19 protein-coding genes and 4 tRNA genes are annotated in these 25,558 nt (G+C 37.8%); 8 read left to right on the top strand and 15 right to left on the bottom strand.

Annotated features, from left to right (window positions below; genetic code table 11):
• Window positions 1–66: 66 nt before the first annotated feature.
• A tRNA-Thr gene (locus ABR854_RS10000) sits at window positions 67–139 on the bottom strand.
• Window positions 140–352: 213 nt separating this feature from the next.
• Window positions 353–2,584, bottom strand: a complete 2,232-nt coding sequence (locus ABR854_RS09995; protein WP_350265256.1) for a DUF349 domain-containing protein — start codon at window positions 2,582–2,584, stop codon at window positions 353–355.
• A gap of 135 nt (window positions 2,585–2,719) precedes the next feature.
• Here ABR854_RS09995 and pdxH point away from each other — a divergent pair, with 135 nt between their 5' ends.
• From pdxH to ABR854_RS09980, 3 genes are all read left to right on the top strand, one after another.
• Window positions 2,720–3,364, top strand: coding sequence for a pyridoxamine 5'-phosphate oxidase (pdxH, locus tag ABR854_RS09990; protein WP_350265255.1), 645 nt, complete (start codon window positions 2,720–2,722; stop codon window positions 3,362–3,364).
• Window positions 3,365–3,495: 131 nt separating this feature from the next.
• Entirely contained in the window at window positions 3,496–5,100 is a 1,605-nt protein-coding gene (locus ABR854_RS09985) for a GMC family oxidoreductase (protein ID WP_350265254.1), read from the top strand.
• Window positions 5,101–5,429: 329 nt separating this feature from the next.
• The gene (locus ABR854_RS09980) at window positions 5,430–7,751 is read left to right on the top strand and encodes an Ig-like domain-containing protein (RefSeq protein WP_350265253.1); all 2,322 of its coding nucleotides are present in this window, start codon (window positions 5,430–5,432) and stop codon (window positions 7,749–7,751) included.
• Between the two features lie 58 nt (window positions 7,752–7,809).
• On the opposite strand, the gene ABR854_RS09975 is transcribed toward ABR854_RS09980, so the two are convergent.
• The 8 genes from ABR854_RS09975 to ABR854_RS09940 form a co-directional block, all read right to left on the bottom strand.
• Window positions 7,810–9,324, bottom strand: a complete 1,515-nt coding sequence (locus ABR854_RS09975) for an RtcB family protein (RefSeq protein ID WP_350265252.1) — start codon at window positions 9,322–9,324, stop codon at window positions 7,810–7,812.
• Between the two features lie 56 nt (window positions 9,325–9,380).
• Entirely contained in the window at window positions 9,381–10,475 is a 1,095-nt protein-coding gene (locus ABR854_RS09970) for a slipin family protein (protein ID WP_350265251.1), read from the bottom strand.
• A gap of 382 nt (window positions 10,476–10,857) precedes the next feature.
• Window positions 10,858–10,908: transfer RNA gene (locus ABR854_RS09965), tRNA-OTHER, on the bottom strand.
• A gap of 154 nt (window positions 10,909–11,062) precedes the next feature.
• Window positions 11,063–11,137, bottom strand: a tRNA-Pro gene (locus ABR854_RS09960).
• 157 nt (window positions 11,138–11,294) lie between these two features.
• A tRNA-Cys gene (locus ABR854_RS09955) sits at window positions 11,295–11,383 on the bottom strand.
• A 37-nt stretch (window positions 11,384–11,420) separates the two neighbouring features.
• Entirely contained in the window at window positions 11,421–12,713 is a 1,293-nt protein-coding gene (locus ABR854_RS09950) for a PcfJ domain-containing protein (RefSeq protein ID WP_350265250.1), read from the bottom strand.
• Between the two features lie 114 nt (window positions 12,714–12,827).
• Window positions 12,828–12,986 (bottom strand): hypothetical protein, encoded by a 159-nt coding sequence (locus tag ABR854_RS09945; protein WP_350265249.1) that lies wholly within the window; start codon window positions 12,984–12,986, stop codon window positions 12,828–12,830.
• 699 nt (window positions 12,987–13,685) lie between these two features.
• On the bottom strand, window positions 13,686–14,567 hold the full coding sequence (locus ABR854_RS09940) for a pirin family protein (protein ID WP_350265248.1): 882 nt from the start codon (window positions 14,565–14,567) through the stop codon (window positions 13,686–13,688).
• A gap of 137 nt (window positions 14,568–14,704) precedes the next feature.
• On the opposite strand from ABR854_RS09940, the gene ABR854_RS09935 reads away from it, so the two are divergent.
• Complete coding sequence (locus tag ABR854_RS09935; RefSeq protein ID WP_350265247.1) at window positions 14,705–15,997, top strand: DUF3472 domain-containing protein; 1,293 nt, start codon at window positions 14,705–14,707, stop codon at window positions 15,995–15,997.
• Window positions 15,998–16,050: 53 nt separating this feature from the next.
• Window positions 16,051–16,422 (top strand): DUF423 domain-containing protein, encoded by a 372-nt coding sequence (locus ABR854_RS09930; protein WP_350265246.1) that lies wholly within the window; start codon window positions 16,051–16,053, stop codon window positions 16,420–16,422.
• A 45-nt stretch (window positions 16,423–16,467) separates the two neighbouring features.
• Here ABR854_RS09930 and ABR854_RS09925 read toward each other — a convergent pair whose 3' ends face one another.
• The gene (locus ABR854_RS09925) at window positions 16,468–17,490 is read right to left on the bottom strand and encodes a hypothetical protein (RefSeq protein WP_350265245.1); all 1,023 of its coding nucleotides are present in this window, start codon (window positions 17,488–17,490) and stop codon (window positions 16,468–16,470) included.
• Window positions 17,491–17,695: 205 nt separating this feature from the next.
• Here ABR854_RS09925 and ABR854_RS09920 point away from each other — a divergent pair, with 205 nt between their 5' ends.
• On the top strand, window positions 17,696–18,649 hold the full coding sequence (locus ABR854_RS09920; RefSeq protein ID WP_350265244.1) for a DUF8428 domain-containing protein: 954 nt from the start codon (window positions 17,696–17,698) through the stop codon (window positions 18,647–18,649).
• Between the two features lie 290 nt (window positions 18,650–18,939).
• On the opposite strand, the gene ftsH is transcribed toward ABR854_RS09920, so the two are convergent.
• Both ftsH and rsfS read right to left on the bottom strand, forming a co-directional pair.
• Entirely contained in the window at window positions 18,940–20,943 is a 2,004-nt protein-coding gene (gene ftsH, locus ABR854_RS09915) for an ATP-dependent zinc metalloprotease FtsH (protein WP_350265243.1), read from the bottom strand.
• 97 nt (window positions 20,944–21,040) lie between these two features.
• Window positions 21,041–21,448, bottom strand: coding sequence for a ribosome silencing factor (gene rsfS / locus ABR854_RS09910; RefSeq protein WP_305952636.1), 408 nt, complete (start codon window positions 21,446–21,448; stop codon window positions 21,041–21,043).
• A gap of 191 nt (window positions 21,449–21,639) precedes the next feature.
• Between rsfS and ABR854_RS09905 the strand changes: the two genes are divergently transcribed.
• Together ABR854_RS09905 and ABR854_RS09900 are read left to right on the top strand one after the other, a co-directional pair.
• A complete protein-coding gene (locus ABR854_RS09905) occupies window positions 21,640–22,407 on the top strand; it encodes a biotin--[acetyl-CoA-carboxylase] ligase (RefSeq protein ID WP_350265242.1) in 768 nt (255 codons plus the stop codon).
• Window positions 22,408–22,432: 25 nt separating this feature from the next.
• On the top strand, window positions 22,433–23,458 hold the full coding sequence (locus ABR854_RS09900) for a zinc-binding alcohol dehydrogenase family protein (protein ID WP_350265241.1): 1,026 nt from the start codon (window positions 22,433–22,435) through the stop codon (window positions 23,456–23,458).
• 54 nt (window positions 23,459–23,512) lie between these two features.
• Here the strand turns inward: ABR854_RS09900 and ABR854_RS09895 are convergent, their stop codons facing one another.
• The gene (locus tag ABR854_RS09895; protein WP_350265240.1) at window positions 23,513–25,114 is read right to left on the bottom strand and encodes a carboxylesterase/lipase family protein; all 1,602 of its coding nucleotides are present in this window, start codon (window positions 25,112–25,114) and stop codon (window positions 23,513–23,515) included.
• A 102-nt stretch (window positions 25,115–25,216) separates the two neighbouring features.
• Window positions 25,217–25,516: an AtuA-related protein gene (locus tag ABR854_RS09890; protein ID WP_350265239.1), complete on the bottom strand. Its 300-nt coding sequence runs from the start codon at window positions 25,514–25,516 to the stop codon at window positions 25,217–25,219.
• Between the last annotated feature and the right edge of the window lie 42 nt (window positions 25,517–25,558).

Genomic DNA, 25,558 nt, shown 5'->3' with positions numbered 1-25,558 from the left:
GGATCAAATTGCACGGGAGACCCCGCAGCGATCTACTGATTACAAGTCAGTTGCTCTATTTTTAAGAGCCCCCAGCCGGGATCAAACCAGCGACCTACTGATTACAAGTCAGTTGCTCTATCAGCTGAGCTATGGAGGCAATTTACGATAAGAGAGTTTTGAATTGTGTTCGTCTCTCTGTTATTGTGGTGCAAAATTAGTGTGATATTAAATATTACGCAAGTGTTTTATAAACTTTTTTTAAGCTTTTTGCACAACTTTGAGGTAAGTATTTGGAAGTCAGTGATTTAAAAAGTAAAAATTTTTCAAAAAAAATAGAGGCACCTGCCGATACCTCTATTTTTTGTATGAATTATTCGCCAGCGGCGATGATAATTTTTAATTTTTGTTTTAATTCGGCCAGTTCTTTTTCTGCACCTTTTATTTTGGTTTCGTACTCGGCACGAACCGAAGCTGCGTTTTTAGAACGAGCAAAGAACTCGATATTGTTTTGCCATAAATGTATGTCATCTTCGATGGCTTTCATTTTACGACGAATATCGTTTTCTTTCTTATCCAACTCTTTCGAGCCACCTTTATCACCTTTGGTTACAACCTCAACTTCGTTTTGGAGTACCATTTTCTCTTTTTCTGCACCGCTGATGCCTGTGCTGCCTTTCACGAATGAATTGATAGCATCAACGAAGCGGCGTTGGATATTTTGCATTTCTTTGCGAGGCACAAAACCGATGGCATTATATTGAGCTTTGAACTCAGAAAGTTTACCAAGTTGCGTATCTCCGCTTTTGGCCAAAGCTTCGATTTCTTCGCAGATAGCAATTTTTTGCTTTAAGTTTTCTTCGTATTCTAATTCAATGGCGTTGCCTTTGGCACGTTTTCCGTTGAAAAACTCATCACAAGCTTTTTTGAATCGCTCGTAGATTTTATCTTTCATTTTTTCTGGAACGTGCCCAATGGTTTTCCAAGTTTTCTGAAGTTCAACTACTTTATCTGTAAAAGATGCCGAATAATCTTCTGAAGCTACCAAAGTCTCAACTTGTTCACAAAGAGCGGTTTTAGCTTTGAGGTTTTCTTCTCTTTGAGCTTCTAATTTTGCAAAGAAATCGCCTTTATTACGGAAGAAAGTTTTCAATAAACCCCAGAAATCACGACTGATGTCTTTGCCTTTTTCTTTTGGCATTGCACCTTTAATAGCATTCCATTGGTCTTGAATAGCCATTACCTCTTTAGTTTTGGCATTCCATTCGTTGATGCTATCGGTGTTGAACTCGATGTATGGTTTAAGATTTTCTACTAAACGAAGTTTCGCTGCGTAGATTTCTTCTTGTAGTTGATTGGTTTGGGCCGATTGCTCACGACGTTTGTTGTGAATAATATCAAAGGCTGCCTTCAAACGCTTCCAAAGCTCATCTTGTGCTTCACGAGCGGCAGGACCAATGTGTTTGTATTCTTCCAACAGATCGTTTGCTTGGCGTAAAGTAGTATTGCTCAGACCACCATCTTCGATTCCTTGAGCAATTGCTTCGATTTTTACAACGATGTCAGCCTTAGCTGTAAAGTTTTTCTTACGGTCGAGGTCTTTGAGTTCGTTTTGAATATGGCGAATACTGAAATATCTATCAACCAAAGCATTATAAGCCGACCAAAGTGTTGTATTGTGCGGAGAATTTACATTTCCTGCATTTTTCCAATCTTCTTGAATCTTCTTAAATTCTTGCCAGTTACTTTTTGTACCGCCTTTCTCTTCTTCATCAACAACTTCACGAAGACGTTGTAATAATTGGGTTTTACGCTCAAAATAATCTTCTTTTAATCTTTCGATTTTTTGGAAGAATGAGTTTTTAGCGTCTCTGATTTGAGCATTCAACGACTCGAAACGAACTACGAAGTTATCGTTTTTGTATTCAAAGCCTTCGTTGTTGCCATTGTCAGTAATATATTTTTTCAAAGCCTCGGCTTTTTCACGGGCTTTTAAGTCATCAAAAATTGGCTTGATTTCACGCATCACCACATCAGCATTTTTCACATCTGATACGCTTACGCCTTCTGCCTTGATTGAAGCCAAAAGCTTTTCTCCGAGGTCAACAAAATCTTTTTTTGTGAAGCTGCTGTAATCAACATCTTCTTGAGGAGTAACCTCTTCGATTGGCTCAATGGCCAATTCTGCTTCGTCGGCCAATGGCTCAATCGAAGCAATTATATCTTCGCTATGAGCAACTGCTACTGGCTCTTCTACTGGAGCAGGTGCTTCGGCTACTGGAGTTTCTTCAATGGTACTTTCTACTGCTTCCGTTATTTCCGACGCCACACTTTCTACCTCTGCAATAGTTTCGCTTGCCACTTCTGTAAGTGTGTCAATTGTCTCGGTTGCTGTATTCTCAACGGTGTTTACTGCTTCTTCAACCGCATTTTCGGTTGCGTTTTCGATTGTGTCTTTTTGCTCGTTCATATTATCTTTGGCTGTTTCCTCAATGGTTTTACTATCTACATTTTCTGTAGAATTTTCTACTGTTGCCGAGGTGGTTTCTTCGTTGGCAGTAGCATCCGTGGCATTTTCTGTCAAATCCAATTCTTTATTGGTCATTTTTTAATGTTCTAAAAAGTTCTCATTAGATTTGCAAATGTAATAAATTTATAGAGGAATTACCGTAGGTTTCACAAACTTCATTCCTTATATATATGTTATATACGAAAAAAAACTTAAAAACGTTGCAAACTAATGAATAAAACAGATGTAGCTGCTCTTAGGCAATCATATACTCGAAACGAACTGTTAGAGGAAAATGTTTTAGAGAATCCGATTAAACAATTTGGGAAGTGGTTTTCGGAGGCTTTGAATGCCCAAATTTTAGAACCCAATGCCATGACACTATCAACGGTTTCAGGAGGCAGGGCTCATGGAAGGATTGTTTTATTGAAAGGTTTCGACGAAAACGGCTTTACTTTCTATACAAATTATAAAAGTAATAAAGGGAATGAAGTGGCCGAAACACCTTTTGCGTCGTTGACATTTTTTTGGGGAGATTTGGAGCGTCAAGTGCGTATCGAAGGAAGCATCGAAAAAGTGAGTGGAGTTGAATCGGATGAGTATTTTCATTCACGTCCAAGGGGTAGTCAGATTGGAGCTTGGGTATCGAACCAAAGTTCGGTAATTGCAGGTAGAGAAGTAATTGAGAAACGTTTAGCAGAGCTGGAAAATGAGTTTAAAGACCTCGAAATAATTCCAAGACCTGCTCATTGGGGTGGGTATTGTGTAAAACCCGAGAGAATTGAATTTTGGCAAGGTCGCCCGAATCGTTTACACGACCGAATTTTGTTTACGAAAGTTGGTGACGATTGGAAAATTGAAAGACTTTCACCGTAAATTTAATGATTGAATGAGCGAATGCTTCAATGATAGAATAGACCTAAATAACCTATATTTTCTTATATTCACTCATTCTATCATTCTCTCATTCAAAATTATATTTATTTCAACCTAACAAACTATAAATTATGCGTTACGACTTCATTATTATAGGAGCTGGTTCGGCAGGCTGTGTCTTGGCTAATCGGCTTTCCGAAAACCCTAACAATAAGGTTTTGTTATTGGAAGCTGGTGGACCAGACAAAAAAATGGAAATACATATTCCAGCGGGTTATCCCAAACTCTTTAAGACAGAAGTCGATTGGGGTTTTAGTACCGAACCTCAAAAACACGTATTGAATAGAAGAATATATTTGCCACGTGGCCGAACTTTGGGCGGAAGTAGCTCGACCAACGCAATGGCCTACGTGCGTGGAAATAAAGAAGATTATAATGATTGGGCAAAATTGGGTAACAAAGGTTGGGGATATGATGATATTTTACCGTACTTCAAGAAATCAGAGGCTAATGAGCAGATTTCAAATGCTTATCATGGGAAAGATGGCTTGCTGAATGTAACTTATGCTACGAGGTTTGATACACCATTTTCGGATGCTTTTGTAGCCGCTTGCGATGAGTCGGGCATCAAACGCAACGATGATTATAATGGTGAAAGCCAAGAAGGTGCAAGCCGCTTGCAGTTTACGATTAAAGATGCAAAAAGATTCAGTGCCGCTGCGGCATTTTTGAAGCCTGTCATGCATCGAAAAAACTTGACAGTTCAGACAAATTCTCCAGTAAAACAGATTTTAATTGAAAATGATAGGGCTGTAGGAGTGGAGTATTTTTCGGCCAAAAACAATACTGATAAAGCTTTTGCCAATAAAGAAGTGATTTTGTCGGCGGGTGCGTTTGCATCGCCACAAATATTGATGCTTTCGGGCGTGGGCGATGCCGATGAGTTGAGCAAACATAATATTGTATGTAAGAAAAACCTTTCGGGTGTGGGCAAAAATCTGCAAGACCATCTGTTTTCGGGCGTAAGTTGTTTATCTAATCAAGAGTTTGGGCAAAATCACCATTTAAAGACTTTCAATCAACTGAAGGGATTGATGAAATATGTATTTACCAAGAAAGGTGTTTTTACGATTAGCCCACTTGAGTCGGCTGCATTTTGGATGACAGATGATAGCCCCGACCGAGTAAATTATCAATTTCATTTTGCCTCATTGCAAGTCGGCGAAGGTTACGATTATGATTTTTATGATATGAATACCTTTCCTCATAATGATGGATTTACAATTTTGCCAACACTTCTGCGTCCAGAAAGTAGAGGTTACGTGACTCTTGGAAGTAATAATGCAATGGATGCTCCGATTATTCAACCTAATTTTTTAGAAGCTGAACAAGACCAAATTACGCTTTTGAAAGCTGCTAAAAAAGCCATTGAAGTACTGCAAGCTTCGGCTTTTGATGTTTATCGAAAAAAACAAATTACCCCCCCCGATATGAGTTCAGACGATGCGATTATGTTACACCTCAAAAAACAACTCGAAACGGTGTATCATCCCGTGGGAACATGCAAGATGGGAAATGATGAAATGGCGGTTGTTGATGACCAGCTTAGGGTAAAAGGAATCGAAGGGTTGAGAGTAATTGATGCTTCAGTCATGCCAACTATTGTTTCGGGGAATACGAATGCTCCTGTATATATGATTGCCGAGAAAGGAGCAGAGATGATATTAGATCAATAAGGCGTTGATTATAAGTGGTTAAGGACTCTTTTTGTATTTTTGCAGGAAGAGTTTTTTTTTGAAAAAAACAAAAAAAAGATATTATGTTTTTTTGTTTTTACGGCACGAAATTTGCTCCGTTTTTTGACAGTAAATTCAATAATCAACGTATAAAGAAAATAACATTTTATTCACTTTAAACCAATGTTTTTTAGCACTGATTAGTCATTAGAAAACAACAAAACTTAGACTTATAGTGCTTTCCAAATAATAATCAAAATTGTTGAATTTATTTATCAAACACATACCTTTTTTCGATAAATTTTTTATCACCATAAAAACTTATCAAAATGAAAAAAGGACTCACTCTAAAATTTCAACTATTTTTATTAGTCAGTTGTTTTCAAGGTTTTTCCCAACAAACTATTGAAAATAACAGAATTTGCATGGATCCAATCGCTGGGCGTGGTGCTTACATAGGTAGCGTCTCGGGCGGGGGAGTTTGTTTGTTATGTGGAACGGCTAACGCTTCTAACATAATTGATGGCGACCAAAGTAATTTTGCAGTAGCAACATTGCCTGTCAGTTTAGTTAATAATACACCTATTATTATTGTAAAAGATTCGCTTCAGTATTATCCTGCTGGGAATGAAGCAGGTTTTATAATTGGGCCTGACGGAGGGCTACTCAATGCCAATATTTTGGGAAATCTTAAAGTAGAAACTTATCGAAATGGATTACTAAAAGAAACTGGGTTGTTTAGTGGAGGAGGTTCACTTTTATCTTTATCTGTGCTACAAGGTACTTCGGAAGGAAAGCAAATATTGAGTTTCGTGACAACAGAAGACTTTGATGAAGTGCGGTTGGTGTCGAATGGAGTAATTGGAGCATTGACTTCGATTCGGGTTTATGGAGCTTTTGAAAGTCCTGCAAATTGTGCCAAAGATTGTGTTTTGTCATTGACGGGTTCGAGGACTACTGGTAATCCAACGACTGGATTAGGAGGTGTGTGTGTGGGAGGAGGAATTACTAATGCTAATAATGTAACTGGTGATACCACTTTGGCTGCTACCATCACTGTACCCTTACTTGGAGTTAACTGCTCTCGCTATCTTCAGGTAGAGGCCTCTACGACCTATCCAGTAGGAACTTTTGCAGGCTTTGCTATATCTGATGATGCAGGAATTCTGGGACTAAATTTACTCGGAGGTATTGCCATAGAAACTTATAATGGTTCAACTTTTCAGGAAAGTGTTTCTGGAAATTCTCTTCTTTCGGCGGTGGCAGTTGGTGGAGCATCACCTATTTATCAAGTCGGATTTAAATCAACAAAGCCATTTAATAGAATAAGAATTGTTGTTCAAGGATTAGTTTCTGTTGGTTTAGCTGCAGCTTATGATGTATATTATGCCTTTGTAAAATTAGATGGAGACGGCGATGGTGTACCAGATTGTATGGACAAATGCTCTGGGAATGACCTCTTAGATGCTGATGGAGATGGTGTGCCTGATGCCTGTGATAATAACTTAATTGATATTTCGCTCACGAAGGCAGTAGATAATGCTACGCCAATACAAGGTGCAAATGTGACTTTTTTGGTTACGGCTACAAGAGACAATACAACCCTGAATGCAACGGGTTTAAAAGTAAAAGATTTACTACCAGTGGGTTTTACTTATGTTGCTCATTCGGCGGCTACTGGAACAAATTATAATCCTACAACTGGTATTTGGAATGTTGGTAGTGCTTTGGGTGGATTAACGAATGTTTTATCATTACAGCTTACTGCCAAGGCTGATTCGACAGGTGTACTAAGCAATATAGCTGAAATTATATCAGCCAACGAAACGGATACAGATTCTCCTTATAACAATGGTTTAACTACTGAAGATGACATAGCAAGTGCTTGTGTTTCGGTACCAATACAGATTTGTCAAGGTCAAATGCTTACTTTGACAGCCCCAGGAACCGCACCAAGTTATCAGTGGTATAAAGATAACATACTGATTTTGGGAGCAACAAATGCTACACTTACAGTGACAGAAACAGGAAGCTATTCGGTCAATTTTACTTCGACTTCTGGTTGTATTTCGGGAAATTGCTGCCCCGTAATTGTAAATGTTAATCCTTTACCTACAATTAATGCTGGAGCTGATGTGGAGATTTGTGGAGCATCGTCCACTACCTTAACAGCAACAGGAACAGGGGCTTTATTATGGAGTACAGGAGCAACAACTGCCTCAATAACGGTAAATCCAACATTTACCACTCAGTATATTGTTTCGGTGACGAGTGCAGGAGGTTGTGTGAATAGAGATACAGTAACTGTGACAATTAAGCCAGCACCAATGTCGGCCAATGCGATAACGATTTGTAATAACGCAGGAACACCAAGCACATCGGCAGATGATACATTTACGATTGTTTTAAACCCATCTGGTGGAAGCGGGACTACGTACACTGTGTTTGTAAACAATGTTTCGACGGGTGTAACTTATAATTATAACGTACCAAGTTCGCCTATTTTAGCGGGCTTGATAAACAGTGGTTCTAAATCAATTAGAATTTTGGATGCCAATGGTTGTGAACTCACAACAACAGTTTCACCACCAGTTAACTGTTCGGTTTGTCCTCCAAAAATATGCGTTCCGATTACGATTGTAAAACAGTAAATATTTAAAAAGTAATATAGTTATGTTTAAAAGCTGGGCGATTTTTACCCAGCTTTTTTCAATCTTCTCTGCCTTCCTTTCGATTTGCATCTGCCATTCGGACAATTTTTGGAGTGAATTTCGCCAATACTTTTACTAAATCAGTTTGAGCGACAATTACATCGTTGATGTCTTTATAAACCATTGGAGCTTCGTCTAAATCTCCACCGATGAGTTCGATACCGTGTTCGTTCAAAATCTTATTCATCGAATTTTTGGTGACCGAATTAAAAGCTGCTGTTCGGCTCATCAAACGTCCCGCTCCGTGCGATGCTGAATTGATAGAGTTAGTATTTCCTAAACCTCGCACCACAAAACCTGGGGCTGTCATTGAGCCCGGAATAATGCCCAAATCGTTGATTCCCGCAGGCGTTGCACCTTTTCGGTGAACCAAAACGTCTTTTCCATTATGCTGCTCTTTCCATGCAAAATTATGGTGGTTTTCGACCATTATTAATGGTTTTTCGGAAATTGCTTTGGCGATTTTTGCATGAATTTCGTGGTGATTGGCCGAGGCGTAATCGCCTGCCAAATTCATCGCTATCCAGTATTCTTGACCTTCTTCGGTGTTTAAATCGAGCCATGCCAAATGAGCCGCTTGTTTTGGTAAAACAGTTTTTTGCATGGCAATTTTTGAATAATGTCCAGCAACAGTTCCACCAAAACCACGTGAACCTGAGTGTGAAAGTAAGGCCAAATATGTTCCAACTGGCAAGTTGAGTAAATCATCTTGTTCGGAAATTTCTAACAATCCCCACTCTACGAAGTGATTGCCCGTACCCGATGTTCCGAGTTGGCGATAGGCTTTGTCTTTCAAATCTCGGATAATCTTAGTGGCTGTCCATTCAGGTTTATCCATTACCGATTCATCAAATTTATGAGCAGTTTCGCCCCCCATACCAAATTTGGTATTTTCGAGCAACGTTCGTTTCAAAAGATGAGGTTCACGCTTGAATACATCTGCCGAAACATCAAAAACTGATAAGCACATGCGGCAAGCAATGTCAACACCAACTGCATACGGAATGATTTTATCAGCTTCGGTAGCCAGAACTCCTCCAATTGGCAAACCGTAGCCCTGATGTGCATCGGGCATTAAAGCACCTGCTATTGAAATTGGCAAACTTACAGCCGTATTCATCTGATTTAAAGCCCCTTGCTCAATGAAATTTTCGCCATAGATTGTGTAGGCTACGTTTTCATCTCGCAAATCAAATTCGCATGGTGTTGACTTTGGTTTTTCATCTAATTGCATAAATTCTTCTTTTGGAATGTATGCACGACCTTCGTCTGTAAGATTTATTTCGATACCTTGTTTTTGTAATTCGTAAATTTTTTGAGCCAAATTGGTTACTTTATTCTTTGAATAGGCAAACTTCTTTGGATTTTCGAGCATCTGAGCGAATAATCCCAAAACCTTTTCGGCAGAATATTCGGCTCGCTCAGTAAGTCCTTTGGCAACTCTGAGAAAAGCGTCATGCAAATCTTCAGGAATTGGAGCAAGGGCTGTTATTTGTTCGATTGTTATGTTCATTTGTTTCATTCTTATGTAGAGACGTTGCATGCAACGTCTCTACTCTACGTTTTTTGTTAAACCTTTACAAAAATCTGCTTCAATTGGTCAATGATTTGTCCGTTTCCAGCTACTGAGATTGACCCGATTTTATCGGCAATTTTCTCAACATATTCCATTTCTTTTAATTTCCACAAAGTTTCGTTTTCTTCCATCAATTTTGCGGTGTTTAACAAACTTCTCATCGAGGCTGTTTCTTCACGACGCATGATGATATTTGCTTGAGCTTTCTTTTCGGCCATCAAAACTTGGTTCATGATGTCTTTCATATCGCCTGGTAAAATGATGTCTCTTACTCCACAGCTTTTTACTTCAATTCCCAAGTTTGCTACTTTTGCTGTGGTGTTTTTCAAGATAAATTCTCCGATAGCATCTTTTTTATCCAATAATTCATCTAAAGTGAAGCCTCCCACATATTCACGCAAAGCCAATTGCAACAAAACATAGAGTTGTTTTTCGTAATCTTTGTTTTCATACAAAGCCTTTACAATATCAGTGATTCTATACTGAACAAAGAAGTTTAAACGCAAATTGGCTTTATCTTTGGTCAAGATTTCTTGTCCAGAAACCTCTAATTGTAACTGACGCATATCGGCTTTGGCTACATGAATGGTAGTCGGGTTTTTCCACCAATGATACGTCCCACCGTCTAAAACCTTCTCGAATTTTCCATCGACAATCAAGACACCTTTTTCGTAAGATTCTACAACGAAGCTACGAGTGTACATTGGTAATCGGCTGATTAATAGCTGTTTATTGATGTTTTCGGTGATGTCTATTTTATTTAAATCGACTTTGGTATAGGTAAAATTCTTTACACCTTTCCAGAAAGCATATCGACCAACGGGCATGACCATACGGAAACGATTATCTTCGTATTGAATCACAATTTCGTTGTCTTGTACTTCCACAACTTCCAAAGCCTCAGCGATTTCTGAATGTTGCAAAAGTAAATTTAGCTCAATGGGTGCTATAAACTGCGTGCCTTTGTCATAGACATAAGCATCTTCATTTCCCCAGAACCAGTACGAACCTTCTGAAAGCATTTGCTTGAAAGCTCCATTCTTCAAAACCAACCCAATTTGATTGGCATTTACTCTTACTTTTTGCATTGTTTTATAAATTTAATTGTGTTTTTGTTTAAAAGTCAGTCTGAATAAATCTGATTCAGCAAAACGGAAAACTGCTTGAGAAATAAGATTGGATAGTTGGTTTTGAATAATTCTTTTAACTTTATGAATATTCGTAAATCACTTATTATGAGTTAGTTATATTGTTTTTGTTAATCGAACTATAAAAAAGCAAATATCCGTTCCAAATCGGTATCTACTGTTTTGCGAGCTTTGTTTGAATTGTGAATCATATTCTTACGAATTGCTTCACCCAAACTTGCCCAGACTGACGTTACCACATTAGGGTGTGATAAAACCCTTTCTTCTGAAGGATGGAACTTAAATCCATTGCGTTACCAATTCGCCTCTACTCTGAAAAGTAGGCAGGATTCGAACCTGCATATCCGAGTCTGTTGCTCTAACCATCTGAGCTATTTCGACCGAAATCGAAAAAGGGAGTCGAACCCTTGGCCTACAGGTTTGGTGATAGAAGCCGCTTTCAACGACAGCATATTGGCAGTAATTACTCCAACACTATGGGGCTATACAGAAACCCTCGTCAGGTTCGAGAGAAAAAACTTCCATCGTCTGGGTAGCAGGATTCGAACCTGCGAACTCTTGCTCCCAAAGCAAGCCCGTATAACCATCTGCGGAACACCCAGTTTTTACTATTTTTATTTTAAAGAACTTCTTTATCAGATTGATGATACAAAGTTCAGAACTCAATACGCAGCCTATTTGCGTAGTTAAAATGTTTTTTAAAATAATTTTTAATTTATTGATAATTAGTTAATTGTGCGAGATGATTAGGTTGTTTTGAGCATGGAGTGAGAACGGTCAGCCGTCGCTGTCGAACTCACGACTAACGGTTTTGCAGACCGTCCCTTTCACCACTCAGGCATCCATGCACCGTTATATAGATTTAGTGTTTTTTTATTCCTGTATTCATAAATATTTCCCCATTGCGAAACCGTTCAAACTTGCCCATTTGTGTAAAAAACTCAGGGCTTTTTCGGTGATTGGCCTATTGAAACGATATTTTGCTTGTACAACTCTCTTGCTCTGCATATCGAGTTCGATGGTTGCTAATCGGTCGGTTTCTAAGCAAAAATGATACTTGCGAAGCGATACGATTCTGGTTCTTCCTCGTTCGCAGTAGTAGGTATATGAGCCTACGCAATGATTCATTTTTTTGCCTTCATCGGCCAACTCTCGGTTCGATAAAAGCTCAATCATTTTGAGTGTTGCATCATCTTCACATTTGCCGTCTTCAATCTCAAATGTCTCGAAACTGCCTGATTTCCAGACAACTAAACCTTGTTTACGTTGTTCTTTATTTATCGTGTTGTGCCAAGTGTCACTCTGACGCATCAACGATTGGAGGGTTCTGCCTTTGAGCGAATACGCAGAATTTTGATTTACCTCATTTCGTACATAATCAATCAATTCTCCGATTTTGTCGAGGTTAAACATTCCTCCCGCAATCACTATTCTAATAAAAGTTTCCCAGAGAGCTTCGTCTCGTTTATCACTTCGGCCGAGCCACGAATACGCAATTCGATGAGCCAATAATTCGTCGCCTCCCAAGCAAAGTACTTGTGCATATCTGAAAGCCTCAAAAACCCGAAATCCGTCTGGACTTTTCATAAACTCAACTTTCATTTTTTGCGTTAGCGGAATCGTCGAATTGATGTATTTAATGCTTCCGCCTTGCACCAAAAAGATAAAATCTTTGATAAAGAAATGGTCTTGTTGGTAAAAAAATATGTGGTTCAAAAACGCCGGATATTTATACTGAGCAAAGAGATAATTTATCAATTCTTTGAATTTTTCGTATTCGCCTTTGGCCTTTGGTTTCCAGTCCTCAACGGGTCGAATCCATGCCGAACGATGCTTGGCTACTTCAATTAATGCTCTGATAAACTCATTGTCTTTAAACCATTTCGGACATTTTCCTTCGAGTTTTTCGGTCAGAAAAGTCAGATTTGCTATATATTTTCTCAGTGTTTCTTTTTTGATAACTAACTCTGCTTGAATCAGCAATGAAACCATAAATTGGTATCGCTCATTGTTGGCATATTCATTTCTGAGGTTGGTATTTTGTGCATCTTCAATGATTCGCACAAAACTTTGGTTTAATCTGGCCGATTTCTGATATGCTTGCTGAAGCTCATACTCGGCCTGTTCTTTTTCACGAACTATTCTGATTCGTTCTGATTTTGATAGGTGCTTGCCCATTGTTGTAATTTTTTCAATAAAAAATTCAATCTTCGAGAAAATCGGCCACAAAAAAGCCCGACCTCGTTTTGGTTGAGGTCGGGCTTTATGCGGGCGTTCAAATCCAGAACGTACCTATGGGCATAAACACTCGTACCTCAGTCGTATTGCTTTGTCAAAATCTGCTTTTGCATTTGTATTCGGGCGATAACAGTTACTCAAACATACCGCTCCCCACGCAAAGGCAATCAGACTTTGTAAGCCTACGGGTTTTGGGTGTATGTTTCTGAACATTAGCATTTGGTTATCTTGTTTTTTGTTTTAAAAATTAAAAATTGTTTTGAGTTTTTGGCAATAAAAAAGCCCGACTTTTTGGGGTCAGGCTCAGATAAATTTTGGTGTAGTTTTTACTACAAATTGTACCTGTGCCATGTATGCAAAATTCCTCCAAACGGGTGTGCCATTCCGCAGCTGAAAGATGTATTTTTTAGATAATTTTGCATTTTTTGTTCTGTTTGTTTTTGTGCCACAAAGTTACGCTAAAAGATTTTATATATTCCAAATATTTTTTTGATTTTTTTTGTGAAAATGATTTAATGAATTGATTACAAGTGTTTTATGGTGATCTGTTTTTTGTATAAAATTTTCTTTTTTGAGAAAAAAAATCTATTCAAACTAAAAATTTACGAATAATGAAGATTGAAAAACGATGAAAGTATCTGAAGAAACTATAAAAGTTGCTATTTTTATAGTTGTTTTATGAGAAGAAAATGAATATAAAAATCTTATTTAAAATAGAAGTTTTTTGGGTATGATTTCTGGCCTTTTTGTGTAGTGTTTGAAAAGAAATTTTGAAATGAAAAATATTAATTTTCATCATGTTTTTTATGAATTTCAATGAGCGTGGAATAAGATTATTTTGAGTTAGAATACCCTTGAATAAAATACCATTGTGCCATACTAAAAAAAGATGACACAATGGGTTTCTATCTTTTAATCTTCCAAAACTCCAAATTTGCCTTTCGCTAAATCATCATATGCTTGCAAGATTTCGGCTTTATTATTCATCAAAAATGGACCGTACTGTATGATTGGTTCGTTGATTGGCTCGCCACTTAACACCAACAGCACTGTATCTTCGAGGGCTTCGATTTTGATTTCTGTTCCTTCATTTTTGAACAAAATAAAATTATCTACTGGTGCAGTTTCTGTATCATTTACCTTCACACTTCCCTCTATCACTACTATCCCTGTATTGTGTTTTTCATTGAGTGAAAGGTCAATAGTAGTACCTTTTTTCGCACGAACATTATACATGTTGATTGGCGTGAAAGTCGATGCTGCACCTTTGATACCTTTATACTCACCTGCAATTACTTCAATAAGTCCTTGATTATCAGGTAAATAATATTTGCCAAGTTGAGCATTTTCAATACCTTGATACTTTGGCGTTGTCATTTTATCTTTGGCTGGCAAATTCACCCAAAGTTGCACCATCTGAAATAATCCACCATTTTTGCTGAATTCTCTATCATGGTATTCTTTGTGTAATACGCCACTTCCTGCGGTCATCCATTGTACGTCACCTGTACCAATTACACCACTATTTCCACTACTATCGTGGTGAGCAATTTTACCATGATAAGCAATTGTGACTGTCTCGAAACCACGGTGTGGATGCACACCCACGCCACGAGGCTCATCTTTTGGTGGAAACTCAACTTTTGAATTATAATCAAGCAAGAAAAACGGACTCATTCGGTGCATTCCCATTTTGTATCCACTCGGGAAAAAGTTATGCACTCTAAAACCATCGCCTACCATATGAGATGGTGGCGGAGTTAATATCTGTTGGACTGATCGTATGTGGCTCATTTTCGTATTTGTTTGGTATTTACAATTACATTGTATGTATATACAACTAATTTTGTTTCTTCAGAGTTCCATCGTTTTTTATTTTTTAATTACCTTCACAAAAAATACAAAAATTTCAACAAACCTTCTTCAACAAAATGAAAATTCAATTTTTAATTCTCGTGTTTCTGACAACTTTTTTGCGATGCAAAGCCGATAAAGTGCTTGATATTGAGCATGATACCAACAAACAAACGATTCCGCTCGGTGGAAATGCTTGGACGACCAATGGAGGAGCCATTAAGGAACAAGGTTTAGTTAACTGGAATTCTGGAATGACTATCTGTCGTACTTATTTCAATGTTGCCCAAAAAGGATCGCTCAAAGTATCAGTATTGATGAATCCGATGAGTGGTAAAAGTAAAATTAGTGTCAGTATTTTAGAAAGAAGTATTGAATTTGTGGCTGAAGGTGATGCCGAAAGAGAGTTTTTTGTAGGAGAATGGAATATACCACAGGCGGGATACATTTCGGTCGATATAAAAGGTATAACTAAAACAAATGCCAACTTCGGGATGATTTCGAGTTTGGGAGTAAGTGGTACATCTGTTACTTCTGAACTTACGTATGTGAAAAATAATGAAGGAAGTTATTTTTATTGGGGTAGAAGAGGGCCATCGGTGCATTTACGCTATCCGACTGATGGTTTAGAAAATGTAGAGTGGTTTTATAATGAAGTCACGATTCCGAAAGGAAACGATGTAATTGGCTCATATTTTATGGCAAATGGTTTTGGTGAAGGCTATTTTGGAATGCAGGTAAATTCGGAAACTGAGCGAAGAATTTTGTTTTCGGTTTGGAGTCCGTTTACAACTGATAACCCTGCGGCTATTCCACAAGACCAAAAGATTTTACTCTTGAAAAAAGGTGATGGCGTTTATACAGGCGAGTTTGGTAATGAAGGTTCGGGCGGACAAAGCTATTTGAAATACAATTGGAAAGCGGGAAATACCTATAAGTTTTTGTTACAAGGAAAACCAACGGCTGATAATTATACTACTTATACGGCTTACTTTTTCGCTCCAGAAGAAAACCAATGGCGATTGATAGCGAGTTTCAAACGCCCGAAAACATCAACTTATTTGAAAAGTTTGTATTCTTTCCTCGAAAACTTTATTCCCGAAACTGGAAACCAAGAACGCATAGGGAATTTTGATAATCAATGGGTTTTTACAGCTAAAAATGGCTGGACAGAACTCAATCAAGTTACACTTACGGCCGATAATACTGCTCGCAAGAGGTACCGAATAGATTATGATGGAGGCATGAAAAATGGTCAGTTTTATTTGAGAAATTGTGGATTCTTCAATGATAATACTACCCTTAATCAGAAGTTTACAAGACCACTCAAAGGAAATACTCCCACAATTGATTTTTCAAAATTGCCATAGAATGAAACTCTTTTTTGAGTAATTTCACGGTATTAATTATAAAACAGATTATTATGAATAAACTTTTTTTGCAAGCAGGCTCGCTTTTGGGAGCAGTAGGGGTGATGGTTGGTGCTTTTGGGGCTCATGCTCTCAAATCAATGCTTACGGCAAGTGGCCGATTCGAGACTTTTGAGACTGGTGTTCGTTACCAATTTTATCATGCTATTGCATTGGTATTGATAGGTATTTTATCGAAACATATTTCAAATAAAACTCTTACTTACAGTGGCTATTGTATTTTGGCGGGTGTATTGATTTTTAGCGGAGCTTTATATACCATTTGTTTTACGGGCCTCAATGTATTTGGTGCAGTTGCTCCAATTGGTGGTACTTTGTTGGTAATTGGCTGGTTATTAATGTTTTGGTCGGTTACGAAAAAATAAAAAATAGACGATTGAGAAATGGACACTATTTCTCAATCGTCTATTTCAATGTATCAATACCTGCTTTAGACTAAATTCTACAACTTCTCCCATGCTTTTACAATTCAGAAAATTGGGATTTTTATAATGCCGTGCAAGGTCTTGTTTGAGTGATTCGAGGTTTTGAGGTAATGAAAGTGTATCTTTTTTCATTGTATCAATCAAATCGTGTATTCGGCTTTTTTCTTCTCGTAATCTGTTGGCAATTAGTGTGCGTTCTTCGGCTTGGTACTGCTTCACCGATTCGGCAGTTAGATATTTCATACCCATCTGAATCATGGCATAGTTTTGCTTGAAATACTGTGGCATGTAAACTGATTTTGATGCTTCATAAGATTGTTGGTCGAAATCTATAGCTCGTAAACGATAATGAAAATCCTCGAAGTCGGGCGTAACGATTATCACAAAATTAGATGAATGCATATCTCCCAAAAGTCTAACGAAACATCGCTCATTAAACTTGATAAATTCTTTACTCAAGCGAATCGGATTGAAATTGGCGTCGTTGAGGTGATTATTCATGAATTGGTCGGCAGGAATTCCTGCAATGTGCTCCTCTACGAGTGTATCCTCGTGCGTGCAATAACCCATTACATTGGGCGAGAGTAAATGTTCTAATTCAAGCCCATAAATGCGAGAGGCATCGGCTAACTTGATATAAAAATAATCGTGATTATCGTTTATTTTATTCACAATTCTAATTCTGAACGGTTTTGTATTGGCATACGTGCAAGTATCAACTCTATCTACGACCAAGTGTTTGATTACGGCTTCATCTCCATCGGTTTTCAAATCGGCATAGATGTTTTTCAGTGCCTCATATATTTCTTCAAGGTCGTTTTGGGGATACATTACCGTCTCCCACAATGTGTCTTTCCCCTTTTTATCATAAAGCGGAAACGCATTATCGAAACGTAATAAATCGCTATATTTGATGGGCAATTCCTTTTCACGACCATACTTTGTGAGGTATTTTCTTAATTTAGGAGAGATTTTAAATGGTATTTTTTTCTTGGAGATTAGTGCCATTTGGATAATTTAGTTTTGAAAATTAAGTGATGGATAGTAAAAGTAAACTTTGAAAGTAACTGCTTTTTTCAAAAGTAGTGATACATTACATTATTTTTATTGAAAAATATAAATAACTTTTTTGGTTTTATATAAATAGTTTCAATAAAAATATAACTTTGCCGTTAATAAACCTGTAACTCTAAATACTTAACATTCAATTTCTATGGAAAACATGCAAGAAAGAAAAAGTAATACAGCCATGACGGCAGGCCTCGTTTTAGCCTGTGCTTTGGCCGCTCTTTTTGGATTTCTTTACTTCAACGCTCGTCAGGATATTGAGTCAAAAAACGTTGACATTTCATCAAAAACTAAAGAGTTATTGTTGACAAATACGAAACTTGATTCAATTTCAGCTGAGTTAGATAAAAAAATTGCAGAAGTGACTTCTCTCGGTGGGCAAGTCGCTGACCTCGAAGCCCTTAAAGCTCAACTTGAACAAGATAAGAAAAATTTAGTCAATTCTAAGAATGTTTCTATTCGTGATTTTGAGAGTAAAATCAAGGGGTATGAAGCAGCTTTGACTGCCAAAGATGTTGAAATTGCGAAGCTAAGAGAAGAAAATGCTCAGTTGACTACCGAAGTAAAAACATTGGGAACTGAAAATTCTAATTTGAAAACGGATGTTTCGACACTTAAAACTGATAAACAAGCACTCGCTGATTCGGTTTATGCAACAACCGTAAAAAACAAAGAATTAGCTGAAAAAGTGACACTTGCCGCAGCCTTAAAAGCCATGAATGTATCGGTAAATGCAATCAACTCTCGTGGCAAAGAGCGTGAAGGTGGTGAATACAAAGCAAAACGTGTTGAGAAAGTAAAAATCTCTTTCAAATTAGTTGAAAACCCACTAACTAAGCGTGAAAATAAAGTAATTTACATGCGTATGCTTGACCCACAAGGTAACTGTATTTCCGATATGGCAACTGGATCAGGTGCATTTAATTATGGCGGAAAAGAAATGGTTTATACTGCTAAGCAATCAGTAATGTATGATAATTCTGGTCAAAATGTTGATTTTATTTACTCCCGTGGAGCAAATTATACAAAAGGTAAGTACAATATTGAGTTATACTCAGAAGGATTTAGCATCGGGCGTGGTGTATTTGAAGTAAAATAATTAGTTTTTTCCCAAGTAATAAAAAACAAAAAGTAAAGAGTCTGTCTCGAAATAAAGAGGCAGACTCTTTATTATTTAGATTATGTGGATTATATAATGAGAAATCTTCAAGTTTGTCTATAAATAAATAGGCATTCCTGTATCTCTTCTGAGTAGTTGGAAGCAAGAATATTTCAACTGATAAATAACTTTCAGAAAGATTAATTATAAAGTAAAAAGACCATTTAACGAAAAAAGCAGTAGCAAGTTTAATCTTTTGCTACTGCTTTTATTATAAAATCTGGATTTGATTACTCTACAATCGGAGTTTTTTCTTCTGTAGGGGTATCCACTTTATCCATGAATTCTTGGTAATTTGTTAGTTTCTCGAATGGGCGTTTGCCAATTAAGTCAACTAAGTCAGATTGATAGAGAATTTCTTTTTTCAATAATTCTTGAGCGATTTTCTCAAGTTCTTCACGCTTTTCAATCAATAATTCTCTTGTGCGTACGTAAGCGGTGTCAATTAGTTTCTTTACCTCTTCATCAATAATTTTTGCTGTATCTTCTGAATATGGCTTCGTAAATGACATTTCGCCTTGCCCTTTGGAATCATAAAACGAAACATTACCGATTCGGTCATTCATACCATATACCGAAACCATTCCGTAGGCACTTTTTGTGATACGCTCTAAGTCGCTCAATGCACCAGTAGTGATTTTGCCAAAAACAACTTCTTCGGCTGCACGACCACCGAGGGTCATACACATTTCGTCAATAAGTTGTTCAGTACGATATAAATATTGTTCTTTTGGTAAATATTGGGCATATCCCAATGCTGCGATTCCACGAGGAACAATACTTACTTTTACCAATGGGTTGGCATGCTCTAAAAACCAACCAGCTACAGCATGACCTGCTTCATGATAAGCAACAATCTCTTTTTCTTCTGGCGAAATAAGCTTGTTTTTCTTCTCAAGACCTCCAATTTCACGGTCGATCGCATCATGGAAATCTTGCATATCGATGGCCGTCTTACCACGACGTGCTGCCAAAAGGGCGGCCTCATTACAAACATTGGCAATTTCAGCACCCGCAAAACCTGGAGTTTGAGTAGCCAGTTTCTTGATGTCAATATTGTTTGAAAGTTTCAAAGGTTTCATGTGAACTTTGAAGATAGCCTCACGACCAACAATATCAGGAGCATCAACACTAATTTGACGGTCGAAACGACCTGGACGCATCAACGCTGGGTCGAGTACATCGGGGCGGTTAGTGGCAGCCAAAATAATAATTCCTGCATCCGAACCAAATCCGTCCATTTCAACCAAAAGTGAGTTGAGTGTGTTTTCTCGTTCGTCATTTGCTCCTGGCATTGATCCACGTCCACGAGAACGTCCTACTGCATCAATCTCATCAATGAAGATAATACATGGAGCTTTTTCTTTAGCTTGTTTGAAAAGGTCACGCACACGAGCGGCACCAACACCCACAAACATTTCAACGAAATCTGAACCCGAAAGTGAGAAAAAAGGCACACTTGCTTCGCCAGCTACTGCTTTGGCAAGTAATGTTTTACCTGTTCCTGGAGGGCCAACGAGCAATGCTCCTTTTGGTATTTTACCACCGAGCTCGGTATATTTTTTTGGAGTTCTCAAGAAATCAACAATTTCTTGGAGTTCTTCTTTGGCTTCTTCTAAGCCAGCCACATCATTAAATGTGATTTTTACTTTATTATCAGCATCGAACAACGCAGCTCTTGATTTTCCAATATTGAAAATCTGACCTCCTGGGCCACCACCACCTGTCATACGGCTCATCAAGAAATACATCAATCCAAGTACAACAATGAATGGGAGCAATTGCCAGACCATATTCATCATATCTTGTCTTTCGACACTCTCAGGGTATAATGTTTGGCGATATGCTTCATCAATTTGAGCCGTTTTTAAGAAATTTGTGTAATCGTTCATAAACGATTCTACCGAAACCAAATCAACTTTCAAATGAGGACCACCAGCATTATAGCGATTGTTACCTAAATCTTTTTTGTATTGTGGTTTTTGAAGTGCATCACGAGTAAGAGTAACCTCTACACTACGGTTGCCCTCTACTACGGCTACTTTTTCTACATCTTTCTGCAAAATCATTTGTTCGAGCTGCTTATACTTAATCGGTGCCAATGATGCTGACCTCGAGAAAAGTAAAAAACCTATAATGCCCATGATAATCGCCGCTACAATCCATCCCTGCAAACCACCGCCATTGTTGGCTGGCTTTCTTTTCGGAAATTCATTACTGTTGTTGTCTGACATTTTTCTAATTTTTCAAAATTTAATGCAATAGTTATTCATATAAAAAAATAACCTTTACATGGTTTTGAACTATGTAAAGGTTCAAGTATTCTTAACATCATTCGAAGACCATTTGTTTCGGTGCTTCTGGCTCAAAGCTTTCTTCTATCAGCGTAGTTTCAGCGTCACCCCAAAGCGACTCAAGATCGTAAAATTTACGACGGTCTTTTCTGAAAACATGCACCACTACATCAACGTAGTCGAGCAAAATCCATTCACGATTTTGTCGTCCTTCTTGATGCCAAGGGCTAATCTTAGAGGCTTTGAAAACTTCTTCATCTACCGAGTCGGCAATGGCAGCAATTTGAGTATCGGTATTACCCGAACAAACTACAAAAAAATCGGTGATAGCATTTTTGACATTTCGTAAATCCATCACTACAATATTTGTCGCTTTTTTTTCTAACATTCCGTGTACTACTAAGCGACTTAACTCATCACCAGAAAGTTCTTTAATTTCTTTCATTCAATCTTATCTTCATTTAATTTTGTGAGCGGTTCGTTTTGTTAATGGTGAATTGTTAATGAAAAATGTTTAATATAAAACTTTCTGTTTATCATTAAAAGTTCAAAAAAACGGCTTTCTTTTGAAAGCATACGAACTTCACTAAAAATATTTAATACTTGCGTACCTTAAAACGCTAAATTACTATAAAGTTGCACAATTTTCAACCCAAAACTTTATTTCTCGGCAAAAATACTGTTTATCTGCCAAGTTGTCATTCAACTAACGATATTGCTGCTGAAATAATTCAAACAAAGCGAGTTTTTGATGGAACAATTGTCATAACATCTGACCAAACGGCGGGTCGTGGGCAACGAGGGAACTCGTGGGAAACCCTACCCAACCAAAATATCACGGTTTCGATGATTCTAAAACCTGATTTCCTGAATATTGCTCAACAATTTAGATTAAATATTGCGGTTTCGCTCGGAATTTACGAATTTTTGTGTAAATATTTATCCGACGGTCTGACAATAAAATGGCCTAACGATGTGTATGTCGGAAACCGAAAGATGGGTGGAGTCTTGATTGAAAATACACTTTCTGGAACTCGAATTGCTTATTCTGTTATTGGTATTGGATTGAATATCAATCAGTTAAGTTTTTTAAATGATAAGGCAATTTCGTTGCGACTGGCTTCTCAGTGCCAAGATGATTTTGAGATAGAAAAACTAATTGAGCAACTTTGTGAATGTATCGAAAAATATTATTTGCAGTTGAAGAATGGACACACTGATGTTCAGAAAAAAAAGTACTTAGAACGAGTATTTAGGTTTGGAGAATGGCATCAATATGAACAAAATGGAGAAAGATTCTTCGGGAAAATAGTTGATGTTGCCGAAACAGGTCATTTGATGATGGAAATAGGAGAAGAGGTGAAAAAGTTTGATTTTAAAGAAGTTTCGTTTGTAATTGAATAAAAATATACCATTAAATAGAGAAATTTTGAAAACAATCATTTTAAATAAACCGCAAGAGTTTCAATTAATTAGTCGAGATTTTGATGATACTTTGGCCGAAAATGAGGCTTTACTGAAAATTCATCGAATTGGTATTTGTGGGACAGATTACCATGCGTATCGTGGTCGTCAGCCGTTTTTTTCTTACCCACGAGTGCTTGGGCATGAGTTAGGTGCGGAAGTAATTGGCTTAGGAAGTACGGCAGGAGCGAGCGGAATCAAAATCGGAGATAAAGTTTCGGTTGAGCCGTATCTTAATTGTGGTGTTTGTCAGCCTTGCCAAAACGGCAAAACCAATTGCTGTGAAAGCCTAAAAGTTTTGGGAGTGCATGTTGATGGTGGCATGGCAGAATATTTGAAAGTGCCTGTCAATAAGTTGCACAAATCAGCTATTTTGGAATATGAGCAATTGGCTTTGGTTGAAACGTTGGGCATTGGCTCTCACGCTGTTCAACGTGCCAATGTGACCGAAAACGATATTGTTTTGGTGATAGGAGCGGGGCCAATTGGTTTGTCGGTTATTCAGTTTGCTAAAATCAACGGAGCAAAAATTGCTGTGATGGATTTCAGCAAGCAACGCCTCGAATTTGCCAACGAAGCCATCGGAATTGATGAAAGTATCATTGCCTCAGAAGATTTTTCGGCCGATGATTTAAGAAAAATATTGAAAGGAAATATGCCAACGGTAGTTTTTGATGCTACTGGAAATGCACAGTCAATGATGAAGGCGTTCTCATACGTGGCTTTCGGTGGAAAACTGGTGTATGTTGGACTTTTTCAAGGTGATGTAACATTTTTCGACCCTGATTTCCATCGCCGAGAAATTACACTTTTTGCAAGCAGAAATGCCCTTCCTGCTGATTTTAAGCACATTATATCAAAAATGGAAAGTGGACAAATCAATACAAAAGCTTGGCTTACGCATGAAGCTGCGTTCGATGATTTACCCACAATCTTTGAAACTTGGCTCGACCCAAAGTCACATGTGATTAAGGCAATGGCAGTGTTATAAAATTTTGAGGAGCGAACCAATCAAGGGTTCGTTCCTCAAAAAGCTTAAGTTTGCTTATTTCACAACTTCAAATAATTCTTTATCCATTTGTGGTTTTACTACGCACGTATTATCGAAGTGCATGGTGGCTGTATTGGTTGCATTATACGCTGGCCAGTTTGGTAAACCTTTGTGATTTGGATTGCCAACTTTCGCAAAGTTTATCCATGCTGAACTCATCTTATCGGCCAAAGCTTGTGCTTCTTTTGTACCACCTGTCATGTTTTTGGTGCGTTGGATGTTATCGAAGCAGAAAGCAATTTCCATACAGTGTACGGCTTTGTATTTGCCATCCATTACGGGCGACTGCCAATCGAAAAGATACATATAAGTATTTGCTCCACCTGCAATGGCTGATTTTTGGTTGGCTTGCTGCACAGCACCAGGACGGAAAGTAACATCATAGCTTAACATATCGCTCATTTTACCGTTTGGATAGGCTTTTTTTACGGCCGCAATATAGGCATCTGTTTTTTCTCCATATACTTTTTTGATGGCTTCCTTGGCTTGTTCTTCACTTGCAGTACTCGGAATTCCACCTCTAAATACGGCAAATTCATTTATCGTTGTACCAATCATTAAGGGAATGTTTTTTGATAATTCAAAAGCTTCATTCGAGAATAGTTGGTAAGGTAAAACTTCGCCATCGGCACTTGGACCCCAACTCAAACCGAATCCGATAACTGGTTTTCCTTCTGCTTTCATTTTATCAGCAATAGTTTTGAGTGCTTTTTTACCTGCATCGCTTAGTGTTTGGAACGGAACTTTTTGAATATCATCCACTTTATCAGCCGAGATATTGAGTTCTTTCAAAACTTCTGCACCGATAGCCTGAGTAGTTGCTTTATCGAGCATAGCTGTGCGGAAAGCTCCACTTTGATTGATTGCTTTGTGGAAAAGTCCTTTTGCCGAAGGCATTGCCATCAAAGTATTAACTTTTGCTCCTCCACCAGACTGTCCAAAGATGGTAACATTATTTGGGTCGCCACCGAAATTTGAGATATTGGCTTTTACCCATTCTAAAGCTGCTTTCATATCCAAAACACTATTGTTGGCTGAATTCTTGTACTTTTCACCATATGCTGAAAGGTCAAGATAACCCAAAATATTGAGGCGATGATTGATAGAAACTACTACTACATCGCCTTTTTTTGCTAAATTTTCACCATCATACGAAGGTAATTCTTGCGAAGAACCAGCTGTGAATCCACCACCGTGAATCCAAAACAAAACAGGGCGTTTTTTGCCATCGTTGATGCCAGGAGTCCAGACATTGATACGCATACAATCTTCATTCGTAAAGCCCCAACTATGGTCGAAAACGAACTCGCTTTCATCTTGAATACTGGTAGTTGGGTTTTCTAATGGAGCAACAGGGCCATAACTGAATGAACTACGCACATTTGACCACGCTTTTGGTTTTTGTGGGGCTTCAAAACGTTTGGCTTCGGCATAAGGAATACCTTTGTAAGTAAAAATACCATTATTGATGTAACCACGAACTTTACCCGCATCGGTTGTCGTAATGCCAACGTTTTCGCCCGTTTGTAATTGTGCATCGGCTGTTTGAAAAAGTAAGCAGCATGACGCAAAAAGAGAAAGAATTGTTTTTTTCATTGTTTAAAAATGGAGTTGAAAACTAAAATATAAATTGAGAAAATTAATACTAAATAGAATATATTTGCTTGATTTACTGGGTTTTATGAATAAAAAGGCAAGTTATATTTCCATATCTAAAAGTTTGTAACTGAGTGCTTTTCCGTGCGTGTCCATTCGCAAAGAGGTGGTTACACCGCCCGCCAAAGCCCCGTGACACACAAAAAGTAAGGATGAAATATTGGGCATTTCGTAGCGAATAATTTCGCCCGCAATGATTCCTGAAAAGTGTTGTTTTACTTTTTCAATCGTAACTTTCTCACAAAGCATTTCATAATCGCTCTCATTATAGGGAATCAAAGAAAGCGTTGAAATATTGCCTTTATCGCCTGCTCGACTGTGAGCTATGTTGTATAATTTCATTTTTAATTTTGAATGAGTGCGTGATAGAATGAGTGAATATTA

The organism is Emticicia sp. W12TSBA100-4, assembly GCF_040253585.1.
In the GTDB taxonomy this organism is placed as follows: Bacteria; Bacteroidota; Bacteroidia; order Cytophagales; family Spirosomataceae; genus Emticicia.
This window is presented reverse-complemented; position numbering and strand designations above follow the sequence as displayed.